The organism is Sphingopyxis sp. H115 (assembly GCF_001468465.1).
Lineage (GTDB): Bacteria > Pseudomonadota > Alphaproteobacteria > Sphingomonadales > Sphingomonadaceae > Sphingopyxis.
In genome coordinates this window covers 17,936-40,928 of the sequence record NZ_LNSA01000032.1, presented here as the reverse complement: position 1 = coordinate 40,928, position 22,993 = coordinate 17,936, and the positions used below count along the sequence as shown (strand labels likewise).

At 64.9% G+C, this 22,993-nt stretch carries 24 protein-coding genes; 10 read left to right on the top strand and 14 right to left on the bottom strand.

Translation table 11 applies throughout. The annotated features are described in order from the left end of the window. Positions 1–179 precede the first annotated feature (179 nt). From sucC to ATE71_RS18145, 7 genes are all read right to left on the bottom strand, one after another. A complete protein-coding gene (gene sucC, locus ATE71_RS18175; protein WP_058804756.1) occupies positions 180–1,388 on the bottom strand; it encodes an ADP-forming succinate--CoA ligase subunit beta in 1,209 nt (402 codons plus the stop codon). A 127-nt stretch (positions 1,389–1,515) separates the two neighbouring features. Beyond that, positions 1,516–1,821: a hypothetical protein gene (locus ATE71_RS18170; RefSeq protein ID WP_058804755.1), complete on the bottom strand. Its 306-nt coding sequence runs from the start codon at positions 1,819–1,821 to the stop codon at positions 1,516–1,518. Positions 1,822–1,825: 4 nt separating this feature from the next. Next, complete coding sequence (gene bla, locus ATE71_RS18165; protein WP_058804754.1) at positions 1,826–2,971, bottom strand: class A beta-lactamase; 1,146 nt, start codon at positions 2,969–2,971, stop codon at positions 1,826–1,828. Positions 2,972–3,091: 120 nt separating this feature from the next. Beyond that, positions 3,092–3,784: a peptide-methionine (S)-S-oxide reductase MsrA gene (msrA, locus tag ATE71_RS18160; protein ID WP_058804753.1), complete on the bottom strand. Its 693-nt coding sequence runs from the start codon at positions 3,782–3,784 to the stop codon at positions 3,092–3,094. A 329-nt stretch (positions 3,785–4,113) separates the two neighbouring features. Further along, entirely contained in the window at positions 4,114–5,325 is a 1,212-nt protein-coding gene (locus ATE71_RS18155) for a pyridoxal phosphate-dependent aminotransferase (RefSeq protein WP_058804752.1), read from the bottom strand. Between the two features lie 127 nt (positions 5,326–5,452). Continuing rightward, positions 5,453–7,285, bottom strand: a complete 1,833-nt coding sequence (pabB, locus tag ATE71_RS18150) for an aminodeoxychorismate synthase component I (RefSeq protein WP_235588067.1) — start codon at positions 7,283–7,285, stop codon at positions 5,453–5,455. Between the two features lie 51 nt (positions 7,286–7,336). Continuing rightward, positions 7,337–7,870: a hypothetical protein gene (locus ATE71_RS18145; RefSeq protein WP_058804750.1), complete on the bottom strand. Its 534-nt coding sequence runs from the start codon at positions 7,868–7,870 to the stop codon at positions 7,337–7,339. Positions 7,871–8,007: 137 nt separating this feature from the next. Here ATE71_RS18145 and ATE71_RS18140 point away from each other — a divergent pair, with 137 nt between their 5' ends. From ATE71_RS18140 to ATE71_RS18100, 9 genes are all read left to right on the top strand, one after another. Next, a complete protein-coding gene (locus ATE71_RS18140) occupies positions 8,008–9,675 on the top strand; it encodes a long-chain-fatty-acid--CoA ligase (protein ID WP_058804749.1) in 1,668 nt (555 codons plus the stop codon). 250 nt (positions 9,676–9,925) lie between these two features. Continuing rightward, entirely contained in the window at positions 9,926–10,360 is a 435-nt protein-coding gene (locus tag ATE71_RS18135) for a MerC domain-containing protein (protein ID WP_082665294.1), read from the top strand. A 103-nt stretch (positions 10,361–10,463) separates the two neighbouring features. Continuing rightward, entirely contained in the window at positions 10,464–10,928 is a 465-nt protein-coding gene (locus ATE71_RS18130; protein ID WP_037557254.1) for a Fur family transcriptional regulator, read from the top strand. 34 nt (positions 10,929–10,962) lie between these two features. Next, positions 10,963–11,799 carry a hypothetical protein gene (locus ATE71_RS18125; RefSeq protein ID WP_082665293.1) on the top strand — a complete coding sequence of 279 codons (837 nt, stop codon included), beginning with the start codon at positions 10,963–10,965 and terminating at the stop codon, positions 11,797–11,799. Positions 11,800–11,870: 71 nt separating this feature from the next. Then, positions 11,871–13,394: a fumarate hydratase gene (locus tag ATE71_RS18120; RefSeq protein ID WP_058804747.1), complete on the top strand. Its 1,524-nt coding sequence runs from the start codon at positions 11,871–11,873 to the stop codon at positions 13,392–13,394. A 91-nt stretch (positions 13,395–13,485) separates the two neighbouring features. Then, a complete protein-coding gene (locus ATE71_RS18115) occupies positions 13,486–13,737 on the top strand; it encodes a type II toxin-antitoxin system HicA family toxin (protein ID WP_058804746.1) in 252 nt (83 codons plus the stop codon). Further along, complete coding sequence (locus ATE71_RS18110; RefSeq protein WP_058804745.1) at positions 13,734–13,964, top strand: type II toxin-antitoxin system HicB family antitoxin; 231 nt, start codon at positions 13,734–13,736, stop codon at positions 13,962–13,964. Before ATE71_RS18115 ends, ATE71_RS18110 begins: the two co-directional genes overlap by 4 nt. An 83-nt stretch (positions 13,965–14,047) precedes the next feature. Continuing rightward, positions 14,048–15,583 (top strand): M20/M25/M40 family metallo-hydrolase, encoded by a 1,536-nt coding sequence (locus tag ATE71_RS18105; protein ID WP_058804744.1) that lies wholly within the window; start codon positions 14,048–14,050, stop codon positions 15,581–15,583. Further along, complete coding sequence (locus ATE71_RS18100) at positions 15,580–16,035, top strand: VOC family protein (protein WP_058804743.1); 456 nt, start codon at positions 15,580–15,582, stop codon at positions 16,033–16,035. The genes ATE71_RS18105 and ATE71_RS18100 overlap by 4 nt, the downstream gene beginning before the upstream one ends. Here the strand turns inward: ATE71_RS18100 and ATE71_RS18095 are convergent. Next, complete coding sequence (locus ATE71_RS18095; RefSeq protein WP_235588066.1) at positions 16,032–17,228, bottom strand: YdiY family protein; 1,197 nt, start codon at positions 17,226–17,228, stop codon at positions 16,032–16,034. The two genes, ATE71_RS18100 and ATE71_RS18095, sit on opposite strands and share 4 nt — an antisense overlap. Positions 17,229–17,360: 132 nt before the next feature. On the opposite strand from ATE71_RS18095, the gene ATE71_RS18090 reads away from it, so the two are divergent. Then, complete coding sequence (locus ATE71_RS18090) at positions 17,361–17,636, top strand: hypothetical protein (protein WP_058804742.1); 276 nt, start codon at positions 17,361–17,363, stop codon at positions 17,634–17,636. 57 nt (positions 17,637–17,693) lie between these two features. Here the strand turns inward: ATE71_RS18090 and ATE71_RS18085 are convergent, their stop codons facing one another. Genes ATE71_RS18085 through crtY form a run of 6 tightly spaced genes read right to left on the bottom strand, consistent with a single transcriptional unit; the run spans position 17,694 to position 22,959 of the window. Then, on the bottom strand, positions 17,694–18,212 hold the full coding sequence (locus ATE71_RS18085) for an AAA family ATPase (protein WP_058804765.1): 519 nt from the start codon (positions 18,210–18,212) through the stop codon (positions 17,694–17,696). Then, complete coding sequence (gene pnuC / locus ATE71_RS18080; protein WP_058804741.1) at positions 18,209–18,778, bottom strand: nicotinamide riboside transporter PnuC; 570 nt, start codon at positions 18,776–18,778, stop codon at positions 18,209–18,211. The genes ATE71_RS18085 and pnuC overlap by 4 nt, the downstream gene beginning before the upstream one ends. After that, positions 18,775–19,749, bottom strand: a complete 975-nt coding sequence (locus tag ATE71_RS18075) for a phytoene/squalene synthase family protein (RefSeq protein ID WP_058804740.1) — start codon at positions 19,747–19,749, stop codon at positions 18,775–18,777. The genes pnuC and ATE71_RS18075 overlap by 4 nt, the downstream gene beginning before the upstream one ends. After that, entirely contained in the window at positions 19,749–20,330 is a 582-nt protein-coding gene (locus ATE71_RS18070) for a TIGR00730 family Rossman fold protein (protein WP_058804739.1), read from the bottom strand. The genes ATE71_RS18075 and ATE71_RS18070 overlap by 1 nt, the downstream gene beginning before the upstream one ends. After that, positions 20,330–21,805 carry a phytoene desaturase gene (locus tag ATE71_RS18065; protein WP_058804738.1) on the bottom strand — a complete coding sequence of 492 codons (1,476 nt, stop codon included), beginning with the start codon at positions 21,803–21,805 and terminating at the stop codon, positions 20,330–20,332. Before ATE71_RS18065 ends, ATE71_RS18070 begins: the two co-directional genes overlap by 1 nt. Further along, the gene (gene crtY, locus ATE71_RS18060) at positions 21,802–22,959 is read right to left on the bottom strand and encodes a lycopene beta-cyclase CrtY (RefSeq protein WP_058804737.1); all 1,158 of its coding nucleotides are present in this window, start codon (positions 22,957–22,959) and stop codon (positions 21,802–21,804) included. Before crtY ends, ATE71_RS18065 begins: the two co-directional genes overlap by 4 nt. Between the last annotated feature and the right edge of the window lie 34 nt (positions 22,960–22,993).

Here is a 22,993-nt window from a genome sequence, read left to right as displayed (position 1 = left end):
AAGGGCGAAGGATAGGGAGCCTTATCGCCGCAGGCGATTAGGCGGACTTGGATGAGGGGGAGCGAAGCGAAGCTTCGCGCTAGCCTTAGGCTCGCATACCCCGCACCCAGCTTCGACTGGCGAGCAAGCTCGCAAGTCTCCGCAACCCTCTCCCTTAGGGAAGAGGGTCTAATCTGTTATCACGCCGCCTTGGCGACCTCCGCGACGATTTTCTTTGCCGCGTCGCCAAGATCGTTCGCCGCCACGATCGGCAGGCCCGAATTGGCGAGGATGTCCTTGCCCTGCTGGACGTTGGTGCCTTCGAGGCGAACGACGAGCGGGACCGAGAGATTCACTTCCTTCGCCGCCGCAACGATACCGTCGGCGATGATGTCGCACTTCATGATGCCGCCGAAGATGTTGACGAGGATGCCCTCGACCGCCGGGTCCTTGAGGATGATCTTGAACGCCGCGGTGACCTTTTCCTTCGAAGCGCCGCCGCCGACATCGAGGAAGTTCGCCGGGAAGGCGCCGTTCAGCTTGATGATGTCCATCGTCGCCATCGCGAGGCCCGCGCCGTTGACCATGCAGCCGATATTGCCGTCGAGCTTGATATAGGCGAGATCATATTCCGACGCTTCTACCTCGGCCGGGTCTTCCTCGGTCAGGTCGCGAAGTTCGGCGATATCCTTGTGGCGGAACATCGCATTGCCGTCGAAGCCGAGCTTCGCGTCGAGCACCAGCAGTTCGTCCCCATTCGCGCCCTCGCAGACCGCAAGCGGATTGATCTCGATCTGCTCGGCATCGGTGGCGAGGAACGCGTTGTAGAGGCCGGAAAGAACCTTCGCCGCCTGCTTGGCAAGATCGCCTTCGAGTTCGAGCGCCGCGGCAACGCTGCGGCCGTGGTGCGGCATCAACCCGGTGGCGGGATCGATGACGATCGTGTGGATCTTCTCGGGCGTGTTGTGCGCGACGGTCTCGATGTCCATCCCGCCTTCGGTCGAGGCGACCACCGCGATGCGGCTGGTGGCGCGGTCGACGAGAAGTGCGAGATAATATTCCTTTTTGATGTCGGCGCCGTCGGTGATGTAAAGGCGGTTGACCTGCTTGCCGGCTTCGCCCGTCTGGATCGTCACCAGCGTGTTGCCGAGCATGTCCTTGGCGTGCGCCTCGACTTCTTCGAGGCTCTTGGCAAGGCGGACGCCGCCCTTCGCATCGGGGCCGAGTTCCTTGAACTTGCCCTTGCCGCGGCCGCCAGCGTGGATCTGCGACTTCACGACATATAACGGCCCGGGAAGCTGCTTCGCCGCGGCGACGGCTTCCTCGACGCTCATCGCGGCGATGCCCTTGGGCACCGCGACGCCAAATTTCGCGAGCAGTTCTTTCGCCTGATATTCGTGGATGTTCATGAGGTCTGCCGGGCCTTTCGACTCTGGAGCGGGGAGATATCGGCGCCGCCTAAGCACAAGTTGAGCGGCAAGGCTACCCCTGCCGCACCCAGAAATAGTTGGACCGTCGAAAGCGGAAGCCCCGCCGTCAGCGCAACGCGCAGAGCGCCGCCGAGCTTGTCGAGACGGTCAGGATTTCAGGATCCTTGAGCGCGCGGACCTTGCGCAGGAACTGCGCGAGCGACAGGTCGGCGATCTGCCCGTCCTTCAGGCTGCCGAGCGCCGACAGTCGGCGAAGCTGGAGCAGCGACAGCCGATCGACCATCCGTTCGGCCATGCAGGCAGACATTGCTTTCGACAGGCCTGCATTGTTGAGCCCGGTGCGCAGCCGTGTCTCGGGCGTCGCGCAGCCGGCGAGCGACAGCAGCAGCAACAGCAGGACCAAAGGCTTCATAGCGCTATTTCCCGTGAAATTCGGCGACCGCGCCCGACACCGCCTGCATCAGAGCCATGCGCGACGGGATGCTCGACGTCGTAGTACCCAGCATAACAACAATCGCATAGCGCGTGCCGTCGGGTGCGGTCGCGATGCCGATGTCGTTGTAGCCCGCGGTCATCCCATTGAGGTCCTGCCCGGTCCCGGTCTTGTGCACGAATTTCCAGCCGGCGGGCAGGCCCGCCTTCAGCCGTTTCGGCCCGCTCCGCGTCCGGCTCATGACACCGAGCAGATAGTCGGTCGATTCGGGCGACAACAGGGTGCCGCGCGCGAGACGCGTCAACGCGCTCGCGATGGCCGCAGGGCTGGCGCCGTCGACAGGATTGGCGAGATAATTGTCCATGGCGGCGCGGCGCGTCGCCGGGGCGAGCGTTGAACGCGCAGCTTGGAAATTCCGCCCGATCGAATAGCTTTGCTGCCAGGTCAGCCCCGCAGTGCCGCTCTGCAACAGCCGCTCGCCCGGGCCGAAGCGGATCGCCCCCAAATCCATCTTCGAAATGAACGCGCGAACGGCGCCGGGACCGCCCACGGTGCGCAGCAGGCTGTCGTTCGCGGTATTGTCGCTGTGGGTGATCGCGGTTTCGATCAGTTCGCGTACGGTCATCGTCACTGACCCTTCCGAACGCACGCGGGCGGCGATCGGCTGGTGGAATAGCGTCAAATCTTCAGGGCCAATCCGCACCGGCTGGTCCATGCGCAGCCGACCCTGATCGACCGCGTCCAGCACCGCCAGCGCGACCCAAAGCTTCGACACGCTCTGCTGGGGGAATAATTCGTCGCCGCGCTGCGACAGGGTCCATTCGCCATCGATGCGTTGCACCGCAATGCCCGTCTTGCCCGGAAAGGCCCGCCAGAGGCTGTAAAGACGGTCGTTGAGGCCGTCCGGCGCGCGGCGAAAGCCGGGGTCGATGGTGCCGCGCGGCGCAGGCATGGCCGAGCGCACGGGTTGGCCGATCGGCACCGTTACCGAACCAGCCGGGCCGCGCGCCGCCGCGGGTTGCTGTGCACGCGGTTGCGGCACGATCGCGGCGCTGCTGACGCAGCCGGCAAGCACCGCCGCACTCATCGTCACGGCGAGAAGCGCCCTGCCCGAATACTCAAACTTCATTCAAACCCCGCACTCACGACTTTTATATTACCCCACCCCGTCCGTCTCGCAGGCACCCGCGAGCGACCAGCGATTTGCGACGAATGATTCTTCTGCCGCGACCAGTGGCGGATCATCGTGTCAGGGAGCGGGGGTCGCGCGTACCATGGTGGGAAAAAGCCGCTTCAGCGCCGCAAGCTTCGGCGCATCCCAGCGCAAGATATAGCCGTTACGCGGATGGCGGAGCATGAAATCCTGATGATTCGCCTCGGCGCGATAGAAACGCTTGTAGCTTTCGATCGGCACGACGACGGGTTTGGCGAAATATTGACCCCGGCCGATCTGCGCCACATAGGCAGCGGCGACGCGCCGCTGGTTCGCGTCCATCGGTACGATCGCAGCGCGATATTGCGAGCCAACATCGGGGCCTTGACGGTTCTTAAGCGTGGGATCGGCCACCACCGAAAAAAGAATGCGAAGCAAGCTGCCGTAGCTGACCTGACTCGGGTCGTAGACGATACGCACCGCCTCGGCATGGCCCGAGGTCCCGTCGTGGGTCAGATCGTAGCGTGCAGTCGCCGCACTGCCGCCATGATAGCCCGATTCGACCGAGATGACGCCTTTGACGTTCGAAAACACCCCTTCGACGCCCCAGAAACAGCCGCCGGCCAGCACCGCCGTCGCACGCTTGGCCTTGACGGCGGGATCGACCGCCGCAGCGGGCAGTTTGACCACGCTTTCGGCCTGCGCGGGCACGCATTGCGCAACAATTGCGCCCACCGCCAGCGCTGCGACGATGCGGAGGGGAAGCAGACGTCGCGGCGGCAGGGTCATGCCGGGATCGGCAACACCGGCTGGTTGAGCACGATGTAGGTCGCGCCAATCGCGAAGCCGGCGAGCATGGTCAAAAACCAGTCGGAGCGGAGCATGGAGAGCATAGGGGCCTCGTATCATATTATCTTGTTCGCGGCCGGAGCCGCCCTGGTTACACCGGCAATATGACGCGCCCCTTGCCATTCGTCGGTGATGGCGGTCACTCTAGACTGGATGACTTACCATCGTGTGAACCGGGCGCTTAACCGGCGTTCAGGTTCAGATAGGCCGCTCCGCCGGCATTACAAGACCGATCGGTATAAAATTCCTATGCAGCAGAAAAGGCGTGCTTAACTCAGCGCGGCGCAGGCCTGCTGGATCCGAACGCACGCTTCCTTGAGCACCGCTTCAGACGTGGCATAGGAAACGCGGAACGCCGGCGACAGGCCGAAGGCGCCGCCATGCACCGCGGCAACGCGCGCCGAATCGAGGAAATAGTCGATGAGCGCCTCGTCGCTGTCGATCAGCTTGCCGTCGGGCGTCTTCTTGCCGATGCAGCCCGACGCGTCGGGATAGACGTAGAAGGCCCCGTCGGGGACCGGGCAATTGAGGCCCGGTGCGTCGTTGAGCATCGCGACGACCATGTCGCGGCGCTTCCTGAACGCCGCGTTGCGGTCGTCGAGGAACTGCTGCGGCCCGCCGAGCGCTGCCGCCGCGGCGGCCTGCGCGATCGAGCAGGGGTTCGAAGTCGACTGTGACTGCAGTTTGCCCATCGCCTTGATGATCCACGCGGGTCCGCCGGCATAACCGATGCGCCAGCCGGTCATCGCATAGGCCTTTGAGCAGCCATTCACCGTCAAGATACGGTCAGCGAGGTCGGGACAGCGCTGCGCAAAGGTAGTAAAGGCGAAATCGGCGTACCAGACATGCTCGTACATATCGTCGGTCATCACCATGACATGGCCGTGGCGGCGAATGACTTCGCCGAGCGCGTCGAGTTCCTCACCCGAATAGGCGGCGCCCGACGGGTTCGACGGCGAGTTGAGCATCACCCAGCGCGTCTTCTTCGTGATCGCCGCCTCGAGCTGCTCCGGCGTGATCTTGTAATTCTGCGCCGCGGTGCCCTGGACGATCACCGGCATGCCGCCCGCGAAGGCGACGATGTCGGGATAGCTGACCCAATAGGGCGCGGGGATGATCACCTCGTCGCCCGGGTCGACGGTCGCGACCAGCGCGTTGAATAAGGTGTGCTTGCCGCCAACGTTGACCGAAATCTGGTCGAGCCCGAAATCCAGCCCGTTGTCGCGGCGGAACTTGCCGCGGATCGCGTCCTTCAACGCCACCGTGCCGTCGACCAGCGTATATTTGGTCTGCCCATTCCGGATCGCCTCGATCGCCGCTTCCTTGACAAAATCTGGGGTGTCGAAATCGGGCTCGCCGGCGCTGAGGCCGATCACGTCGACACCCGACGCTTTCAACGCCGACACGCGTGCGGTCATCGCGAGCGTCGCCGAGGGCTGGATGCGGTTGAGGGCGGCGGACACATGGGGCTTCAGCGACATGACGATATCTTCCGTGGCTTGCGCGGTCGGGCTGCAAAGGGACAGGAAATTGCGCGGGGCCGCGCCTAAAGCCTCCGTCCCCAATTCGCAAGCACGCTGCTTGATAATTTACCTATGCGGCGGCAGATCAGCCTATCGAGGATGCCATTTCGCCTGCAAGGCGCGCTGGCACGAGGCCGCGCAAACTGTTGCCGATAAAAAAGCCATTTTCGAGGTCGGCGAGGCGCAGATGCGATTCGACCGCCCGACCCTTTTCGATCAGTTCGGCGCGCAGCACGCCAGGAAGCAATCCCACCACAAGCGGCGGCGTCAGCAACTGTCCGTCGCGCTCGACGAAGATATTGCTCCAGCTACCCTCGGTCACAAACCCACGCTCATCGACGAAAACGACTTCGGCCGCACCGCTCGCGCGACGCGCCGCGTCATAGGCGTCGCGCAGGCTGGTCTTGTGTGCCAGGCGAAAATCGCCCGCCGCCATCGGCGCGGGGCATATCGCGACCGGCACCGGCAGTTCGGCGAGACGCGGCAGCGGTGACACTTCGACCGCGAGCGCGCCCGACCGCGCCAGCCGCATCCGCACCCGCGCCGCGCTGCGCAACCGGAAGGTCGCCGATTGCAGACTGTTGCGCGCGCCATGCCGGTCGAAGGAGAAGCCGAGTGCTTCGGCGCTCGCCTTCATCCGCGCCAGATGCCCCTCGAGCCGCTGGACGCCTTCGACGGGATCGAAGAACATCGTTTCGATCAGATCGAAACTCGCCCCCGCTGCTGCCACAAATTCCCCCTTTGCCAGACATTCCCGCCATTCCTCAACCGGTTCGCTGTCGGCGACGATCCCGGAGCCCAATCCGAGCGTGGCGCACATCGCGCCGTTCCGCAAGTCACCGAAGGGCGGAAATAGCAAAGTCCGGATCGCAACATTGAAGGCCGCATTGCCCCCGGGCTCGATAAAACCGATCGAGCCAGTGTACAGGCCGCGCGGTCCGTCTTCGAGTTCGTCGATGATCTCCATCGCACGGACTTTGGGGGCGCCGGTGATCGATCCGCACGGAAAAGCGGCGCGCAGCACGTCGATCGCGCCTCTGCCTTCCGGCAGGCGCACGGTGACATCGGACACGAGCTGATGGATCGTCGGAAAACTCTCGACACGAAACAGGTCTGGCACCGCGACCGAGCCCGGCACGGCAACGCGCGACAGGTCGTTGCGGATCAGATCGACGATCATCAGATTTTCGGCGCGCTGCTTCGGCTCTTCGGCCAGCTCGCGCGCCGCGCGCCGGTCGGCCTCCGGGTCGGCGCGCCGCTTTGCCGTGCCCTTCATCGGGCGCGCCATCACCTCACCCCCGCGCAGCGCGAAGAACAGCTCGGGCGAATGCGAAACGATCGCCTGGCGGCCCGTCCATATCACCCCGCCATAGCCCGCACGCGCGGTCTGCCGCAGCCGCGCATGGATGGCGAGCGGGTTGCCGAGCACGGGCACGTCGGCACGGAAGGTCAAATTGGCCTGATAGATGTCGCCGGCGCGAATATAGTCGAGCACGGCCTCGACCGCCGCCAGATAATCGGCGCGCCGCACGCGCGGCGTCACCGCGCCGATCCACGCCGCCGCGGGGTCTGGCAGCAGCGCCGGAACCAGGCCGGGATCGATCCGCTCGACCGCGTCGAACAGCCCGAACCAGCCGAGCGGCCTATCGTCCACCGCGTCATCGGCGACCGCATTATCGGCGGGCCCACGCCAGGCTGGCGCCAGCCCCTTGCCTGCTTCATAGGCGAGGTAACCCGCAGCATGGAGCCCGCGCGCGCCTGCCGCCTCCAGCGACTCGAACAACGCGGGTATGTCGCCCGCCGTTTTCGCGACGAGTGTTCCGACGGGGTCGCGGAACAAGCGCGCAGGCGCCGCACCGTCCGCGCGCGCGTCGTCGAGAAACACGAAGGGCGCCGCGCCTTCGCCGATCGGCGGCATGCTTAACATCCGCGCCCGTCCGCGCGACCAGCCAGACCGCCGTGCTGCCGCTTAGCGCTCGCGGCGAACACGAATGGAGGGACGCCCCTCTAGGCTGAGGAAATAGGTTCCGAGCGACGCCGTCTTGATCAATATCTTCTGCCCAGGACGCGGCGCGAGCGGCATGCGGTTGTTGTCGATCTGGACCCAGACCGACCCATCGGCCATTTCGATGCGATAGCCGCCGTTGGGCGTATTCGACGCCGAGGCGACCGTCGTCTCGACGCTCTTGACCTTATCTTCGTCATCCCCGCCAAAAATGCCTAGGTCGGGCAGGTCGAACCCGAACAGGCCGCGCCGCGTCTTCTTGACCGTTTCCTTGTCGGCAAAGGTAATTTCGCGCTGGGTATCAGCCGCCTGCAATTCGCCGACTTCGCGATCGAAACAGGCGAGGCGCGCGGCGGCATCGCTTATCTCGCGGCAATCGTATAGCTGTTGGATTTGCGCCGGACGCGGCATCGGCGCCTTTTCTTTTGCGGCCACCGGCACGGCGGCGCCTGCAAGAAGAACGAGCGCCACAGCGAAGCGCGATGACAATTGCAACATGGCAGAACCCCTTGGGCGATGACGATGGCCCTGACTAGCGGCGGCGGCGACGCGCCGCAAGCGAGCGCGGTTGCAAATCACCGCTTACTGACCCTAGTGTAAGGAACCCCCTCTGTGCACAAGGACATCCGCCCGCAATGGATAGCCGCTTTTCCTGGTCGACCGACTATCGCCACCCCACCGCTTGGGATCAGCGCTTTCCTCCGCTCTCGCTTCCCGACATGCTTGCCGCCAGTGTCGCGCGGCGCGGCGATGCGCCGATGCTCGATTTCATGGGCCGCCAGTTCGGTTACGCCGAAGTCGCGCGCGGCGTCGCACGCGTCGCCCGCGGGCTCCAGCAGCGCGGGATCGGCAAGGGCAGCCGCGTCGGTCTGTTCCTGCCCAATGTACCGCATTATGTCGCCGCATATTATGGTGCGCTCGCCATCGGCGCGACGGTGGTCAATTTCTCGCCGCTCTATACGGTCGCCGAGCTCGAGGCGCAGGTCGAGGATTCGGGCACCGACATCCTGTTCACAATCAGCGCTGCGGCGCTGCTGCCCACTGCGCTGAAAGTGCTCGACGGGTCGAGCCTCGGTCGGCTCGTCGTTGGCTCGGTCGCCGGCGGCCTGCCGGCGGCGAAATCGGTCCTCTATCGCCTGTTCAAACGCGACGAAGTCGCAGCCTTGCCGGATGACGAGCGCGTGATCCGCTTCTCGGCACTCACCGACAACGACGGCCGGCCCAATCCGGCCACGATCGACGCTGAAAGGGATATCGCGCTGATCCAATATACCGGCGGCACCACCGGGACGCCGAAAGGCGCCAAGCTGACCCACCAGAACCTCACGGCCAATGCGCGGCAGGTGAATGCGATCGATCCAGACCATGATGCCGAGGATCGAATCCTTGGCGTGCTGCCCTTCTTCCACGTTTTCGCGAACACCTGTGTGCTCAACCGCACGATCCTTAACGGCGGTACGATCACGATGCTGCCGCGCTTCGACGCCAAGCAGGCGCTCGAGGCGATCACGCGCACGAAGACCACCGCACTCCCCGGCGTGCCGACCATGTATCAGGCGTTGCTCGACCATCCCGATCTTGCGAAGACCGACTTCTCCAGCCTGCGCGTCTGCATCTCGGGCGGCGCCCCCATGCCCGCTGAACTGCGCGAGAAATTCGTCACCGCAACCGGCGCGTCGCTCGTCGAAGGCTATGGCCTCACCGAAAGTTCAGGCGTCGTCGCGACCAATCCCTATGAAGGCCCGGTGCGCCCCGGCACGATCGGCCAGCCGATCCCCGCGACGCATATCCGGCTGCTCGACAAGGAAGACCCGTCGAAGGATGCGTCCGACGGCGAGCCGGGCGAACTCGCGGTCAAGGGGCCGCAGATCATGCAAGGTTACTGGAACCGCCCCGATGCCGACAAGGACAGCTTCACCGACGATGGCTGGCTGCGCACCGGCGACGTCGCGGTGGTCGAGGAGGGGGGCTATATCCGCATCGTCGACCGGCTGAAGGACATGATCGCGGTCGGCGGGTTCAAGGTCTATCCGAGCGTTATCGAAGCGCATCTCTACGAACATCCCGCAGTCAAGGAAGCGATCGTCCTCGGCGTTCCCGACGCCTATCGCGGCGAAACGCCCAAGGCCTTCGTGACGCTCGAGGAGGGCTTCGACGTCAGCGGCGAGACGCTCGCCGCGTGGCTCAACCCCCAGCTCGGCAAACATGAGCGGGTGAATGCGGTCGAGGTGCGGCTGAGCCTCCCCAAGACGATGATCGGCAAGCTCGACCGGAAAGCGTTGCGGGCGGAAGAGGGAGCATAAACGGCTTCCCCCTTGATCGGAAACGATACGAAGCCTTGCTCCTTTGGCGCTAGGTGTAGGGGGTGGGACGCGGCCCACCATTATCGTCGCGGGGCGAAAACGCACCGCTGCGACTAACGAACAAGTTCGTAAGTCTCACCGCCTCACCCATCGAGGGAAGGGAAATTCTTGCCGTCCCCACGATGAGACATTGTAACCTCTGTCATGTTATGCCATATCAATTCCCGCAATTGCTTCAACGGAGAATCGGGTGACCCATGTCGCCAGCCAAGCCCCTGCCCTGACGCGCTTAGGCGCGCTGGTTCGGGCTGCGCGCGATTCGCGTCCGCTGACTTCATTGAGTGGCGACCAACTGGCGATGGGCCTGTCGGGCCTCTGCCTCGTCCACTGCCTTGCCACGACGGTTTTCTTCGCGTCGATCGCGTCGGTCGGCGGTGTCTTCCTCGACAACCACCTGTTCCATGAGATCGGGCTGATCATCGCGATCGGCTTCGCGCTGATCACGCTCGTCTCGGGGGTACTCAGCCACGGCTATATGATGCCCTTCGCGGTCGGCAGCTTTGGGCTCGGCATGATGGCGGGCGCCCTGTCGCGGCCGCACGACGGCAGCGAAGTGATCGCGACAATGATTGGCGTCGCGGTCGTCGCATTGGGCCACGATCTCAACCGCCGCGCGCGCCACTGATCCTCAAGTCGAAACGGATCGGTCTGCAGCTTGCGGGCACCCCATAAAGAGCCTACATTGGGCTTTAGTTAGCGCGGCATTACCCGCGGCCGAGGAAACGCCAATGGGCAAGCATGACCATCCGCACGTTGAGGCCAGCGGCGCCTCGCTCGCCAAGGCAGCGCAAACCGCGCTCGAAGGCGCAGGCGAAGCTTGGACCGACATGCGCGCCGAGATTTTCGACGCGGTCGCCGAAATCGGCAAGCCCGCGAGCGCCTATGAAATCGCCGACATCGTGTCGCAGAAGCGCGGCAAGCGCGTCGCACCGAACAGCGTCTACCGCATCCTCGACCTGTTCGTCGCGAACAACCTCGTCCGCCGCGTCGAGAGCGCGAATGCCTTTGTTGCAAACAGCCATCCCGGCTGCCTCCACGACTGCATCTTCCTGATCTGCGACAGTTGCGGCACCGCGGTGCATGTCGACGACGATAAATTGTCGACCGGCGTGCGCGCCGCGGCGAACGCCACCGGCTTCGCCGCCGAACGCCCGGTGATCGAGGTGCGCGGCAAATGCGCCGAGTGCCAATAAGGTGAGTCGCCGCGCTCCACCGGACGGCTAGAGTATGTTCGGGGGGCTTCAGCATTGGATCGAGACGCAGCACGCGCGCCCGGCCGCACCGACGCGCGCGTGGATCTGGACGCTCGCGCTCGGGATCGCGACCCTGCTCTTCGGCTTTCATTTGACGCAGGTCTTCCCGCAAACGGGGTATGACATCGTGCCGGGCTATGGTGCGCCGGTGCTCGCGTTCGAATTCGCGGGTAGCCAGGCCGATCTCGAAGCGATCTTCGGTTTCTTCACCGACCCCGAACAGGTAAAGCGTCTCGCCGCGATGCGCACCGGCAACGAGCGCGACTATCTCTATATGCTCCTTTACGCTGGCTTTCTGTCAAGCGGTTGTGTCGCGCTGTGGCGCGAGCTTCGCCTGCGCGCGATCCTCGCCGCAACGGTGTTGCCGATCGCAGCTGCGCTGTGCGACGCATGGGAAAACTGGCTGCTCTTCGACATCCAGGCCGCCTTCACGCTCGGCAACTATTCGCCGGCGATGGCGAGCCTGCCCTATCCAGTGGCCGCGAAGTTCCTACTGCTCGCAGCGACCAACGTCATGATCGGCGGGGCGGCGACGCGGCTCGGCCGCTGGTGGGCTTTGTTCGGGATCATCGCCATCCTTGCCGCGATCCCAACGGTGATGGCGATCATCACCCCCGCCGCCTTCGCTTGGGCGCTGATTCCGTCGGCCGCGGGCGGCTGGCTCCTTCTCCTTGCGCTGGCGGCGGCCGGCAGCTGGCAAGCCGCGGCGCGCAAAAGCCCCCTCGTCGATTTCGGCGATATAGCGACCACACCCCCCATCCCCGATACCGCGCCGCCCGCTCGCCGCGTCTTCGGGCGCCGCCGTACCTGACCCCCTTTCCACTCCGGCAATGCAGGTCTAGGGAAGCCCGCGAATCCTTAAAAAAGGGCGAAAGGCTGCACATGAACACCGTGATCATCCGTGAAGACGACCTCATCGAAACGATCGCCGACGCGCTCCAGTACATCAGCTATTTCCATCCGATGGATTATATCCGCGCCTTGGGCGCCGCGTACGAACGCGAAGTGTCACCCGCCGCGAAGGACGCGATGGCGCAGATCCTGTCGAACAGCCGCATGTGCGCCGAAGGACATCGCCCGATCTGCCAGGATACGGGCATCGTCACCATCTTCATCAAATGGGGCATGGACTGCCGCCTCGACAGTCCGCGCAGCCTGCAGCAGGTCGTCGACGAAGGCGTGCGCAAGGCGTATCTCCACCCCGAAAACAAGCTTCGCGCCTCGATCCTTGCCGACCCCGCGTTCAGCCGCGTCAACACCAAGGACAACACGCCGTCGGTGCTCAACGTGGAGATGGTTCCGGGCGCGAAGGTCGTGATCGACGTCGCAGCAAAGGGCGGCGGCAGCGAGAACAAGTCGAAGTTCAAGATGATGAACCCGTCGGATTCGATCGTCGACTGGGTGCTCGAAATGGTGCCGCAGATGGGCGCGGGCTGGTGCCCGCCGGGGATGCTCGGCATCGGGATCGGCGGCACCGCCGAAAAGGCGATGCTGCTCGCCAAACAGTCGCTGATGGACCCGATCGACATGACCGAGCTGCTCGCGCGCGGACCAAGCAATCCGACCGAGGAACTGCGCATCGAGCTCTATGAAAAGGTCAACGCGCTCGGCATCGGCGCGCAGGGGCTGGGCGGGCTCGCCACCGTGCTCGACGTCAAGATCGCCGACTGGCCGACGCATGCCGCATCGAAGCCCGTCGCGATGATCCCCAATTGCGCCGCGACGCGCCACGCCCACGTCACGCTCGACGGCAGCGGCCCCGCGTTTCTCGAACCGCCGGTGCTCGCCGACTATCCCCAGATCGACTGGGCGCCCGACCAGGCCGCGATCCGCGTCGACCTCGACAATCTCACGCCAGAAGTCGTTGCGAGCTGGAAGCAGGGCGACCGCCTGCTGCTCAACGGAAAGATGCTCACCGGCCGCGACGCCGCGCACAAGCGCATCGCCGACATGCTCGCGAAGGGCGAAGAACTGCCCGTCGAGTTCAAGGGCCGCGTGATTTACTACGTCGGCCCGGTCGATCCGGTCGGCGAGGAAATCGTCGGCCCCGCCGGCCCCACGACCGCGACGCGCATGGACAAGTTCATGGACATGATGCTGGGCCAGGGCCTGCTCGCCTGCGTCGGCAAGGCCGAACGCGGCCCCGCCGCGACAGAGGCGATCGCGAAGCACAAGAGCGCCTATCTGATGGCCGTGGGCGGTGCCGCCTATCTCGTCGCGCGCGCGATCAAGGGCAGCCAGGTGGTGGGCTTCGCCGACCTCGGCATGGAAGCGATCTACGAGTTCGAGGTCAGCGATTTCCCGGTGACGGTGGCAGTCGACAGCGAAGGCCAGAACGTCCACGTCAACGCGCCGAAACTGTGGCAGCAGCGGATCAAGGAAGAGGGGTTGCTGGCGGGGGTGTGAAAGCAGCGGCCGCGGACGATTGCAGAAATTTAATTTCGAGCGCCGTAGCCGCGTCATTTACGAGTGATGCTCTTCAAATGGAGCATCGCTCGTGACCAGCATTGCCAAACTCTACACCCGCATCCGCTTGAGCGGCCGCGCCAGTTTCAAGGACTTGTGCCGCATCGCCGAAGCATTCGGCTTCGTCCTGAAGCGCACCAGCGGCAGCCATCACATCTTTCAGCACCCCGATGTGCCGGGCAATCTGAATCTCCAGCCGAGCGGCAAGAACGCCAAGCCCTATCAAATCCGGCAACTGCTTGATATGATCGACAGCAACGGACTGGATATGATCAAGCCATGAACATCCACTATCACATCAACCTGTTCTGGTCGGCCGAAGACAATTGCTGGATCGCCGACGTGCCCGACCTCAAATATTGCAGCGCGCATGGCGCCACGGCCGAAGAGGCCGCGCGCGAGATCGAAATCGCGATGCGGCTTTGGCTGGAAGTCTCCGCCGAACGCGGCGAGACGCCGCCCGAACCGCGCTACCGACCGGCCATATACGCGGTTCGCGACGCCGCCTGACCGGCACGTCGTTCGCGCGACGCTTGCCTTCGCTCCATAATCCGCCAACACTCCCCGCCAACATCACCGCAGGGGGACGAACCATGGACTTCAGGCAAACCGACCGACCGAACCGCCGCGACCTGATTCGCGGCGCTGCCATGCTCGGTGCCGGCGCCGCGGTCATGGCGCCCTTCCCCGCCCTCGCCGCGAGCAGCCAGTCTGCCGCGATCCGCAAGGCCGCCGAAGCCGGCAAGGACGCCTCGATCAAGCGTATCCGCGACTGGATCGCCCTCCCCTCGATCGCCGCCGAAAATCTGAACATGGCCGAGGGCGCGGCCTACATGGCCGAACTCGCGCGCGACGCGGGGTTCAGCAATGTCGAGATCGTCCCCACCGACGGTCATCCCGGCGTCTTCGGCACGATCGACGTCGGCGCGCCGCGCACGCTCGGCATCTATTTCATGTATGACGTCAAACAATTCGACCCCGCCGAATGGTCGTCCCCGCCGCTCGAGGGTAAGATGGTCGACCGCCCGGGGTTCGGGCAGGCGATCATGGGCCGCGGCGCGGTGAACCAGAAGGGGCCCGAGGCCGCCTTCCTCGCCGCGCTCCACGCGATCCGCGCCGCGAAGGCAAAGCTGCCGGTGAACATCGTCCTCGTCTGCGAAGGCGAGGAGGAAATCGGCTCGCCGCATTTCCGACAGATCGCGACCAAACCCAACATCCTTGCCGCGCTCCGGAAATGCGAGGGCATCTTCATCCCCTTCGCTTCGCAGGGCAAGACCGGCAATGTCACGGTCAACCTGGGGTCGAAAGGCATCATCGAGCTCGAACTGGTCGCGAGCGGCGAAAAATGGGGCCGCGGGCCGAAAAAGGACGTGCATTCCAGCCTCAAGGCAATGGTCGATTCGCCCGCGTGGCGGCTGGTGCAGGCGCTGCAAACGCTGGTGACCAAAGATGGCAACACCCCGGCGATCGAAGGCTGGTTCGAAAATGTCCGCCCATTGACCGAGCGCGAAAAGACGCTGATCCGTGAAGCCGCAAAAGCAGGCGACGAAGCTGCGCAAAAACAGGCGCTCGGCATCACGCACTGGATCGACAACCTGTCCTATGACGACGCGCTGATACGCCTCGCGCAGGAACCGACGGTCAATATCGAGGGGCTGGTCGCGGGCTATACCGGCCCCGGCGGCAAGACGATCCTGCCCGGCCGCGCGGTCGCCAAGCTCGACCTGCGCCTCGTCCCCAACCAGACGCGCGCCGAGGCCGAAAAGAAACTCCGCGCACACCTCGACAAGCACGGATTTACCGATGTCGAGGTCAATGTCTCGGGCGGCTATGACCCCACCGAGGTCGCCGAGGACAGCCGCTTCGTCCGCAGCGAACTCGCGACCTATAAACGGCTCGGTATCGCCACCAGCCTCAATCCGCGCATGGCGGGCAGCTGGCCCGGCGCGACCTTCACCGCGCCGCCGGTGTCGATCCCCGCGGCGCATTTCGGCATCGGCCACGGGTCGGGCGCGCACGCCCCCGACGAATATTTCCTGATCGATTCGACCAATCCCAAGGTCGCAGGACTGGTCGACGCGACGATGGGCTTTGCCGAATTTCTCTATGTGCTGGCCGCCATAAAATGAGCGATCTCAACGGCGTCGCCCACGTTATTCTGACCGCGGGCGATTTTGCGCGCTCGACCGCCTTTTGGCGCGACGTCATTGGCTATCTCGACCTCAAGATCGTGCTCGACAGCGACGCGATGCTCTATGGCGTCGGCGGGCGCACCGCGATCGGCATCCGCACGCCGAGCGCGGAAAACGCGGGCAAGCGTTTCGACCAGGGCGCGCCGGGGCTGCACCACGCCTGTTTCCGGATGCGCGACCGCGCCGCGGTCGACCGCCTTTACGCCTTTCTGAAGGATCGCAGCGATATCCGCTTCGTCCACGCGCCGCAGGAGGAGCCCTGGGCGCCCGGCTATTATTCGACCCTGTTCGAAGACCCCGACGGCATCCGTATCGAGTTCAACCACGTTCCCGGGACAGGCCTACTCGCCGAAGGCGAGCAGATCGGCGGCTCGAACGCGTTCGATTAAAAGCCATAGACCAAGGTAAAGCGCGTCTGCGTGTCGACGCTTTCGATCCCCGGCGGCGGGCTCGTATCGATCTGCGCCGAATAGGCGATGCGTGCCGACAGCGCGCCGGTCAGCTTGGCGTTGAGCGCGGTCTGCGAGCTGGTCGAGCCGTTGGCTTCGCCGATGATCGTCGAGGCGACCTGCGTCAGCCGCAACGTCGGCGACAACTGCCAGCCGAAATCGATGCCTGCAAGCGCGGTCAGTTCGGTGTCGTTGCCGCCATCGACGAAATCGGTCTGGCGGAACGCGGGACCGCCTTTCAGGCTCAACGTCATCTTCTTGCTGTCGATGACCTTGTAACCGAGCCCGCCCGACAGGTTCCAGCGCGTGTTATATCCCAGAATCCGGTCATGTTCCCAGCGGGTCAGGCCATAGGCAAAGCTGCGGTCGTCGATCCGGAACTGCGGTTCCAGCTCGGCCAGATAGCGTTCGACCGACGTCTTGCCATTGGTGCGCTGATAATCCGCCTGCGCGCGAAACTTGTGCGTCCAGTCGATCCCGCTGCGCGCGAGCGCGATGCCGGCGCTGAGCCCCACCGATTCGGTATTGCCGCTACTCTGCGACGCGCCGATCTGTCCCTCGCCCTTCCAATTCTGCCAGAATTTCGCTGCCGCCAGCTTCGCGCGCGCCGCCGCCGCCGCTTCCTCCTTCAGCCGTTTCCGCTCGGCGCGATAGGCGACGACCCGGGCGTCGATCTCCTCTGCATTTTCAGGGTTCGCGGCCTTTGCCAGCTTTGCCACCGCTTCGACATCGGCGTCCTTGCCGCTCGCGATCGCGGCGACCAGCATGTCGCGGACCGGGTCGGGCGGAACCACCGGCGCGTGCCTGTTCCGATAATCGGCGAGCAACGCGTCGATCTCCCGGGCGCTGTATGGATTGGCGAGCTTGGCGACCTTGACCACCGCTTCGACATCGGCATCCTCACCACTTGCCATCGCCGCGTCGATCATGTCGCGCACGTCATCGGGCAGCATGGGATGCAGCGGCACGATCTCCATCGGATAGGGATTTGCGAGGACCGGGTCGGCGAGCACGGGATTGGGCTGCGGCGGGTTCGCGGGTTCCTGCGACGCATATGCCGGCGGAACAGCCACCCCAAGGACAAGGGGCGCGAGCGGCAGGCAAAGCGCAGCCGGACGAGGGAGAGATGCCATCGAAGACGTCCTTCTTTGGGGGGCCGTATCCGGGGTTCGATTGTGGAGCGAGCCGGGACCCGCCGCTTCCTGTGTCGCCTATAGGCCGAAAGATGCTGGCATTTCCACCCCACTGCCTCCATCTGCAAACCTATGTATATCGCAATCATCGCCATTTTCTGCGCCGGCATTGGCAATTTCGCGATGCACCGCGCCTTCATGGAAAGCGACGACCCGCTGGTCCAGCAGATGGTCAAACCGCTTGCCGACAAGGTCGGGCCGCATATCACCTATATTTTCGAATTTCTTCTGCTCGTCGGCGCGATGGCGATCGCGACGCGCAACTGGTTCACCGCGCTGATGCTCTATGGCCTTTATACCATCTTCAACGCGATGGCATTCAGCTGGATCATGCAGCGGCCGCGCTGAACGGCGGCGAGCGAGTGTGGGTATCTCCTTCGTCGTCATCCCGGCCCTTAGACAAGCTCACACCAGATCCGCCGCCGCGATCGCCGCGAGCGCGCTTTGAAGGCGCGCATCGCCTGCGCCCTCGACCCATGCCCAATTGAGTCTGCGGCGTTCGAGTTCGGCGATCGCAACCTCCATGAACTGCTCGCGCGCGAGTTCGCTGCCGAACAGGCGCGTTCCGTCCTCCTGCCAGGGCAGATCCATCGCGGGGACGAGATAGAGGTCGGCGACATCGTCCCACTGGTCGATTTCGGGCAGGCGGCGGCCGAGCAGCATGATTGCCCACGCCTGCGTCATCAGCGGGTCGGTGTCCGACACAAGCCATTGGGGGCGCTGCGCAAGCGCTGCGCGCGTCGCGCCAAGATGGCCGTCGAAGATCGCGAGCAGGTCGATTTCGTCGAGATCGGTGCCGTTGGCTTCGGCATAGGTGCGGCCATATTCGGGAACGACGAGCCCGCCGAGCTGGAGCGCGACGCGCGGTGCGAGCGTCGATTTGCCGGTGCTTTCGGCGCCGTGAAGGCAGATGTGGCGCGTCATAGCGCGAGCCTGCCCGTCGCGGCGGCGCGGCGCCACTGTATCAGGCCGTCGATCGACAGGCCGAGCAGCACGACATAGACCGCGCTGGTCGCGTAGAGTCCACGCGATGCGAAAAGCGGCACGGCGATCAGGTCGACGAGAATCCACAGGAACCAGCTTTCGACGCGGCGCCGCGCGAGGAGCCATTGCGCGGTGATGCTGAGCATCGCGATTGCCCCATCGAGCCACGGCGCGACCGCATCGGTATGGCGGTCCATGGCGAAGCTCCATCCGAACCAGGCAGCGATGGTCGCAATCCCCCAACCGACGCGCGCGCGATGACTCATCCAGCCGACCGGCACGCCGCTATCATCGCGCGCGCGCATCCAAGCGGCCCAGCCATAAAGGTTGAGCGCGAAGAAAAAGCCCTGGAGCAGCATGTCGCTGTACAGCTTCGCCTCAAAGAATACGAAAGCATAGAGTGTCACTGCGACGAGCGCGAAGGGGTAATTCCAAACGCTGCGCAGCGCAACGAGCGCAACGTTGACGAGGACGAAGACCGCTGCCGCCCATTCGATATAGCTCATGTCGCGGCCTCTTGCTCCGGTTCCATGTGCTTCGACCGCGTCCACAGTCCGTCGCGGCTGATCCGCCGCTGCGGAGGGCGGCGGAGCACCGACCAGCCAGCCCGCGCGACCCAGCCGAGCTTCGCACCGAGCGAACTCGACGCGCGATGATCCCAGGCATGGTCGCCGCGGGCGCGGACTTCGCGCGCGATATCGCCATAGATGCCGGCGGCTGCAAGCACTGCCCAGCGGCTGCGCGGGCCGAGCTTGCGTGCCCCCCAGCGCGCCGACGCCTCATATTCTTCGGCCATTTCGGCCAGCCATCTCGCCATCACCGTCAGCCGCGACCGAAAGGCGGGGTGCATATGCTGCCCAGGCGGGATGTCGAGCTCGACCAACCATTCGACGGGCAGGTAACAGCGGTCGGCAGCCGCATCCTCGGCGACGTCGCGCGCGATATTGGCGAGCTGGAATGCGATACCAAGGTCCGAGGCCCGGTCGAGCGTTGTCTCGTCGGCCGGGTCGATCCCCATCACGAGCGCCATCGCGACACCGACCGCCCCGGCGACATGGTAGCTATATCGGAGCAGGTCCTGTTCGCTGCGCGGACGCCAGTCCTTTGCGTCGAGTTCGAACCCCGCGACGATGTCGTCGATCACCCGACGCGGGATCGCTACCTCGGTGAGCAGGAAGCCCAGCGCATCGAACGCCATGTCGCCCGTCGGCTCGCCCGCAAAGGCCCTGTCGGTCTGGGCGCGGATATAGGCGAGGACGGCCGCCGGATCATGGTTCGGCGTCATCACGCCGCCATGGTCCTGCCCGTCGATCAGGTCGTCGGCGGCGCGGCACCACGCATAGAGCAGCCAGACCCGCTCGCGCGTTTCGCGGTCGAAGAGCTGGCTGGCGAGCGCGAAGCTTTTCGATCCGCGCGCGATACTGTCGTGCGCGAAACCGTGGAGGGCATGTCCGTCATAGGCCCCCTCCGGCGTCATTACAGATTTTCGGCCTTCATCGCGAAAATCGTCTTGTGCGGGATATAGGACGCCATTTTTTCCAGCAATTCGTCGAGCCCGGCATCGACGATCATGATCCCCGCATGCGCGGGCCGGATAAAGCCGACGTCGACCATCTTGCGGTTGAAGGCGATCAGCTCGTTATAGAAGCCGGCGGCGTTGAGCAGCCCGACGGGCTTGGCGTGATAGCCGAGTTGCGCCCAACTGATCGCCTCCCAAAATTCGTCCATCGTTCCGACGCCGCCGGGGATAGTGAGGAAGCCGTCGGAGAGGTCAGTGAACATCTTCTTGCGTTCGTGCATGCCGCCGACGACATGCAGTTCGGTGCAGCCGCGGTGCGCAACCTCGGCCCCGACGAGCGCGTCGGGGATGATACCGATGACTTCGCCGCCGGCTTCGAGCGCGCTATCCGCGACCGCGCCCATCAATCCCAATCGGCCGCCGCCGTAGACGACGCCAATACCCCGGGTCGCCAGCGTGCGGCCGACATGGCGCGCGGTTTCGATATAGATCGGATCTTCCGGAGTCGCGGACCCGCAATAGACGGCAAGGCGTTTCATCATTCTTCCAACATCAATCGGGCGGTCGCCTTGGCGCTGCCGACCACCCCGGGGATTCCCGCGCCCGGATGCGTCCCCGCGCCGACGAAGTAAAGATTGGAAATCACATCGTCGCGGTTGTGAGCGCGAAACCATGCGCTTTGCCACAGCACGGGTTCAAGGCTGAACGCGCTGCCGAGATGCGCCGACAGGTCACGGCCGAAATCGGACGGCGTGTAATGGAAGCGCGTGACGAGGTTGGCGCGCAGGCCGGGTGCGACGCGGCGCTCCACTTCATCCAAAATCGCGTCGGCGAATTGCGCGCCGAAAGCGCCGTCCCAATCGGCCTGGGCCTTGCCAAGATGCGCGACGGGGGCGAGCGCGTAGAAGGTCGAATGGCCGGGCGGCGCCATGCCGGGATCGGTGATGCTGGGATGGTGGAGGTAGAGCGAGAAGTCGGCGGGGACGACGCCCCCGTAAATATCGTCGAGCAGCCCCTTGTAGCGTGGGCCGAACAATATGCTGTGATGCGCGATATCGGGATAAGCGCCCCTCACGCCGAAATGAACGACGAAAAGCGAGGGCGACCAGCGTTTGCGGTTCAGGCTTTTCGCGACCTTTGCGCCGCGCGGGTGATCGGCAAGCAGCGCCCGATAGCTGTGCATCAGGTCGGCGTTGGTCGTGACCATGTCTGCAGCGGCGCGCCAGCCGCTTTGCGTCGTCACGCCGCTAGCGCGGTCGCCCGCCGTTTCGATCTTCGCGACCGGATCGCCAAGGCGCAGCGTCCCGCCGAGCCGTTCGAACAGTCGCACCATGCCGGACACCAGCGCGTTGGTGCCGCCGCGCGCGAACCAGACGCCGCCGTCCTTCTCGATCGTGTGGATCAGCGCATAGATCGCGCTCGTCGTCATCGGATTGCCGCCTACCAGCAGCGTGTGGAACGACAGCGCCTGCCGCAGCCGTTCGTCCTCGACGTAAGACGATACGATCGAATAGACGCTGCGCCACGCCTGATATTTCATCAGCGCGGGCGCGGCGCGGATCATCGAGGCGAAGTCGAGAAAGGCGACTGCGCCGAGCTTCACATAGCCCTGTTCGTACACGCCCTTCGAATATTCGAGAAAGCGGTCGTAGCCTGCGGCGTCGGCGGGATGGAGCTTTGCGATCTCCGCCCGCAGCGCCGCCTCGTCGTTCGAATAGTCGAAGTTGGTGCCGTCGGGCCAGTTCAGGCGGTAGAAGGGCATCACCGGCATCAGGTCGACGTCGGCGGCCATGTCCTGCCCGCTCAGCGCCCAAAGCTCCTCCAGACACGGCGGATCGGTGATCACGGTCGGTCCGGCGTCGAAGGTGAAGCCGTCTTTTTGCCAATGATAGGCGCGCCCGCCGGGCTTGTCGCGCGCCTCGACGATCGTCGTCGCCACACCCGCCGATTGCAGGCGGACTGCGAGCGCGAGCCCGCCGAATCCGGCGCCGATGACGATTGCGCTGCGCGTCATTTCCAGTCCAGTCTCGAAAGCGCCGCGATCGCACGGCGTACGGATACGGGCGGCTTGCCCGAAAGGATGCGCAGCTTGTCTGCGCCGGTCGACTGCCCGGCATAGAAACGCGCGATCAGCCCGGGCGCAAGGCGGTAGAAACGCTGGAAAATGCGGAACCGCTCTTTCTGATCGGCGGCGCGGAACAACATCGCGCCGAGCATGCGGTAAAAGCGTTGCCGGCGCCACGACGCAGCGGCGCGATCGCGGAGCCGTTCGGCCAGGTCGGAGCCGGCGGCAAGGGCGGGCAGCGCCGCAGCGGTGCGCACCGCATCGGGCAGGGAATAGCCGGTCATCGCGTGAAAGGCGCCCGCACGCGCGCCGATTCGCGCCGTCCGGTCGGACGCGGGCCACAGCCGGTCGAAATCGCCCGCGACCACCACCGCGAGCGCCCCCGTCTCTTCGCGGCCCGTCGCGGTGACGTCCCAGCCCTGTGCCGCGGCATAGGCGGCGATCCGTTCGCGGACGAGCGGCACGTCGAGGTCGGCATCGTCGCTGTAGTAGGTGTCCTCGACGAAGATCGTCTCGGCATCGAGGGGGAGGAGGTAGACGAAGCGATAGCCGTCCAACTGGTCGACGGTCGCGTCCATCACGACCGGATGCGCGATGCCATGCCCGTCCTTGACCGTCAGCGCCTGTCCGACGAATTTCTGCCACCCGCTCGTCAGCGTCGGAAATCGGCCCGCGCCGCGCGCGTCGATGACATGTTTCGCCGACAGTCGCCCGCCGCGCGACAACAGCACATGGTCGGGCGCGACATGTTTTGCCTTGTCGGCGATGACATGCCCCGCCGGCAGCGCCGCCGCGACTGCTTCGGCAAGCGCTTCGCCGGTGATGCTCTTATACCCCATGCGCAAGCCGCGCGTGTGCGAGGGGAAGCGGACATCGTAGCTCGGCCAGTGATGGCGGACGAGTGGCGCGACCAGCCATCGATCGTCTTTCGCGATATCGCTGTCGAAAAAGGACCAGATATGATTGCCGCCGACCGGCCCCGGCTCGATCAGCCGGACGTCGAGGTCGGGCCGTTTCGCCGCGAGGGCGAGCGCCGCGAGTCCGCCGGCGAGCCCGCCGCCGACGATCGCAATGTCGCATTTGTCGTTGCTCTGCCCCACCATGTTTCCGCCTTAGCCATGCGCGCGCGCTGGCGCA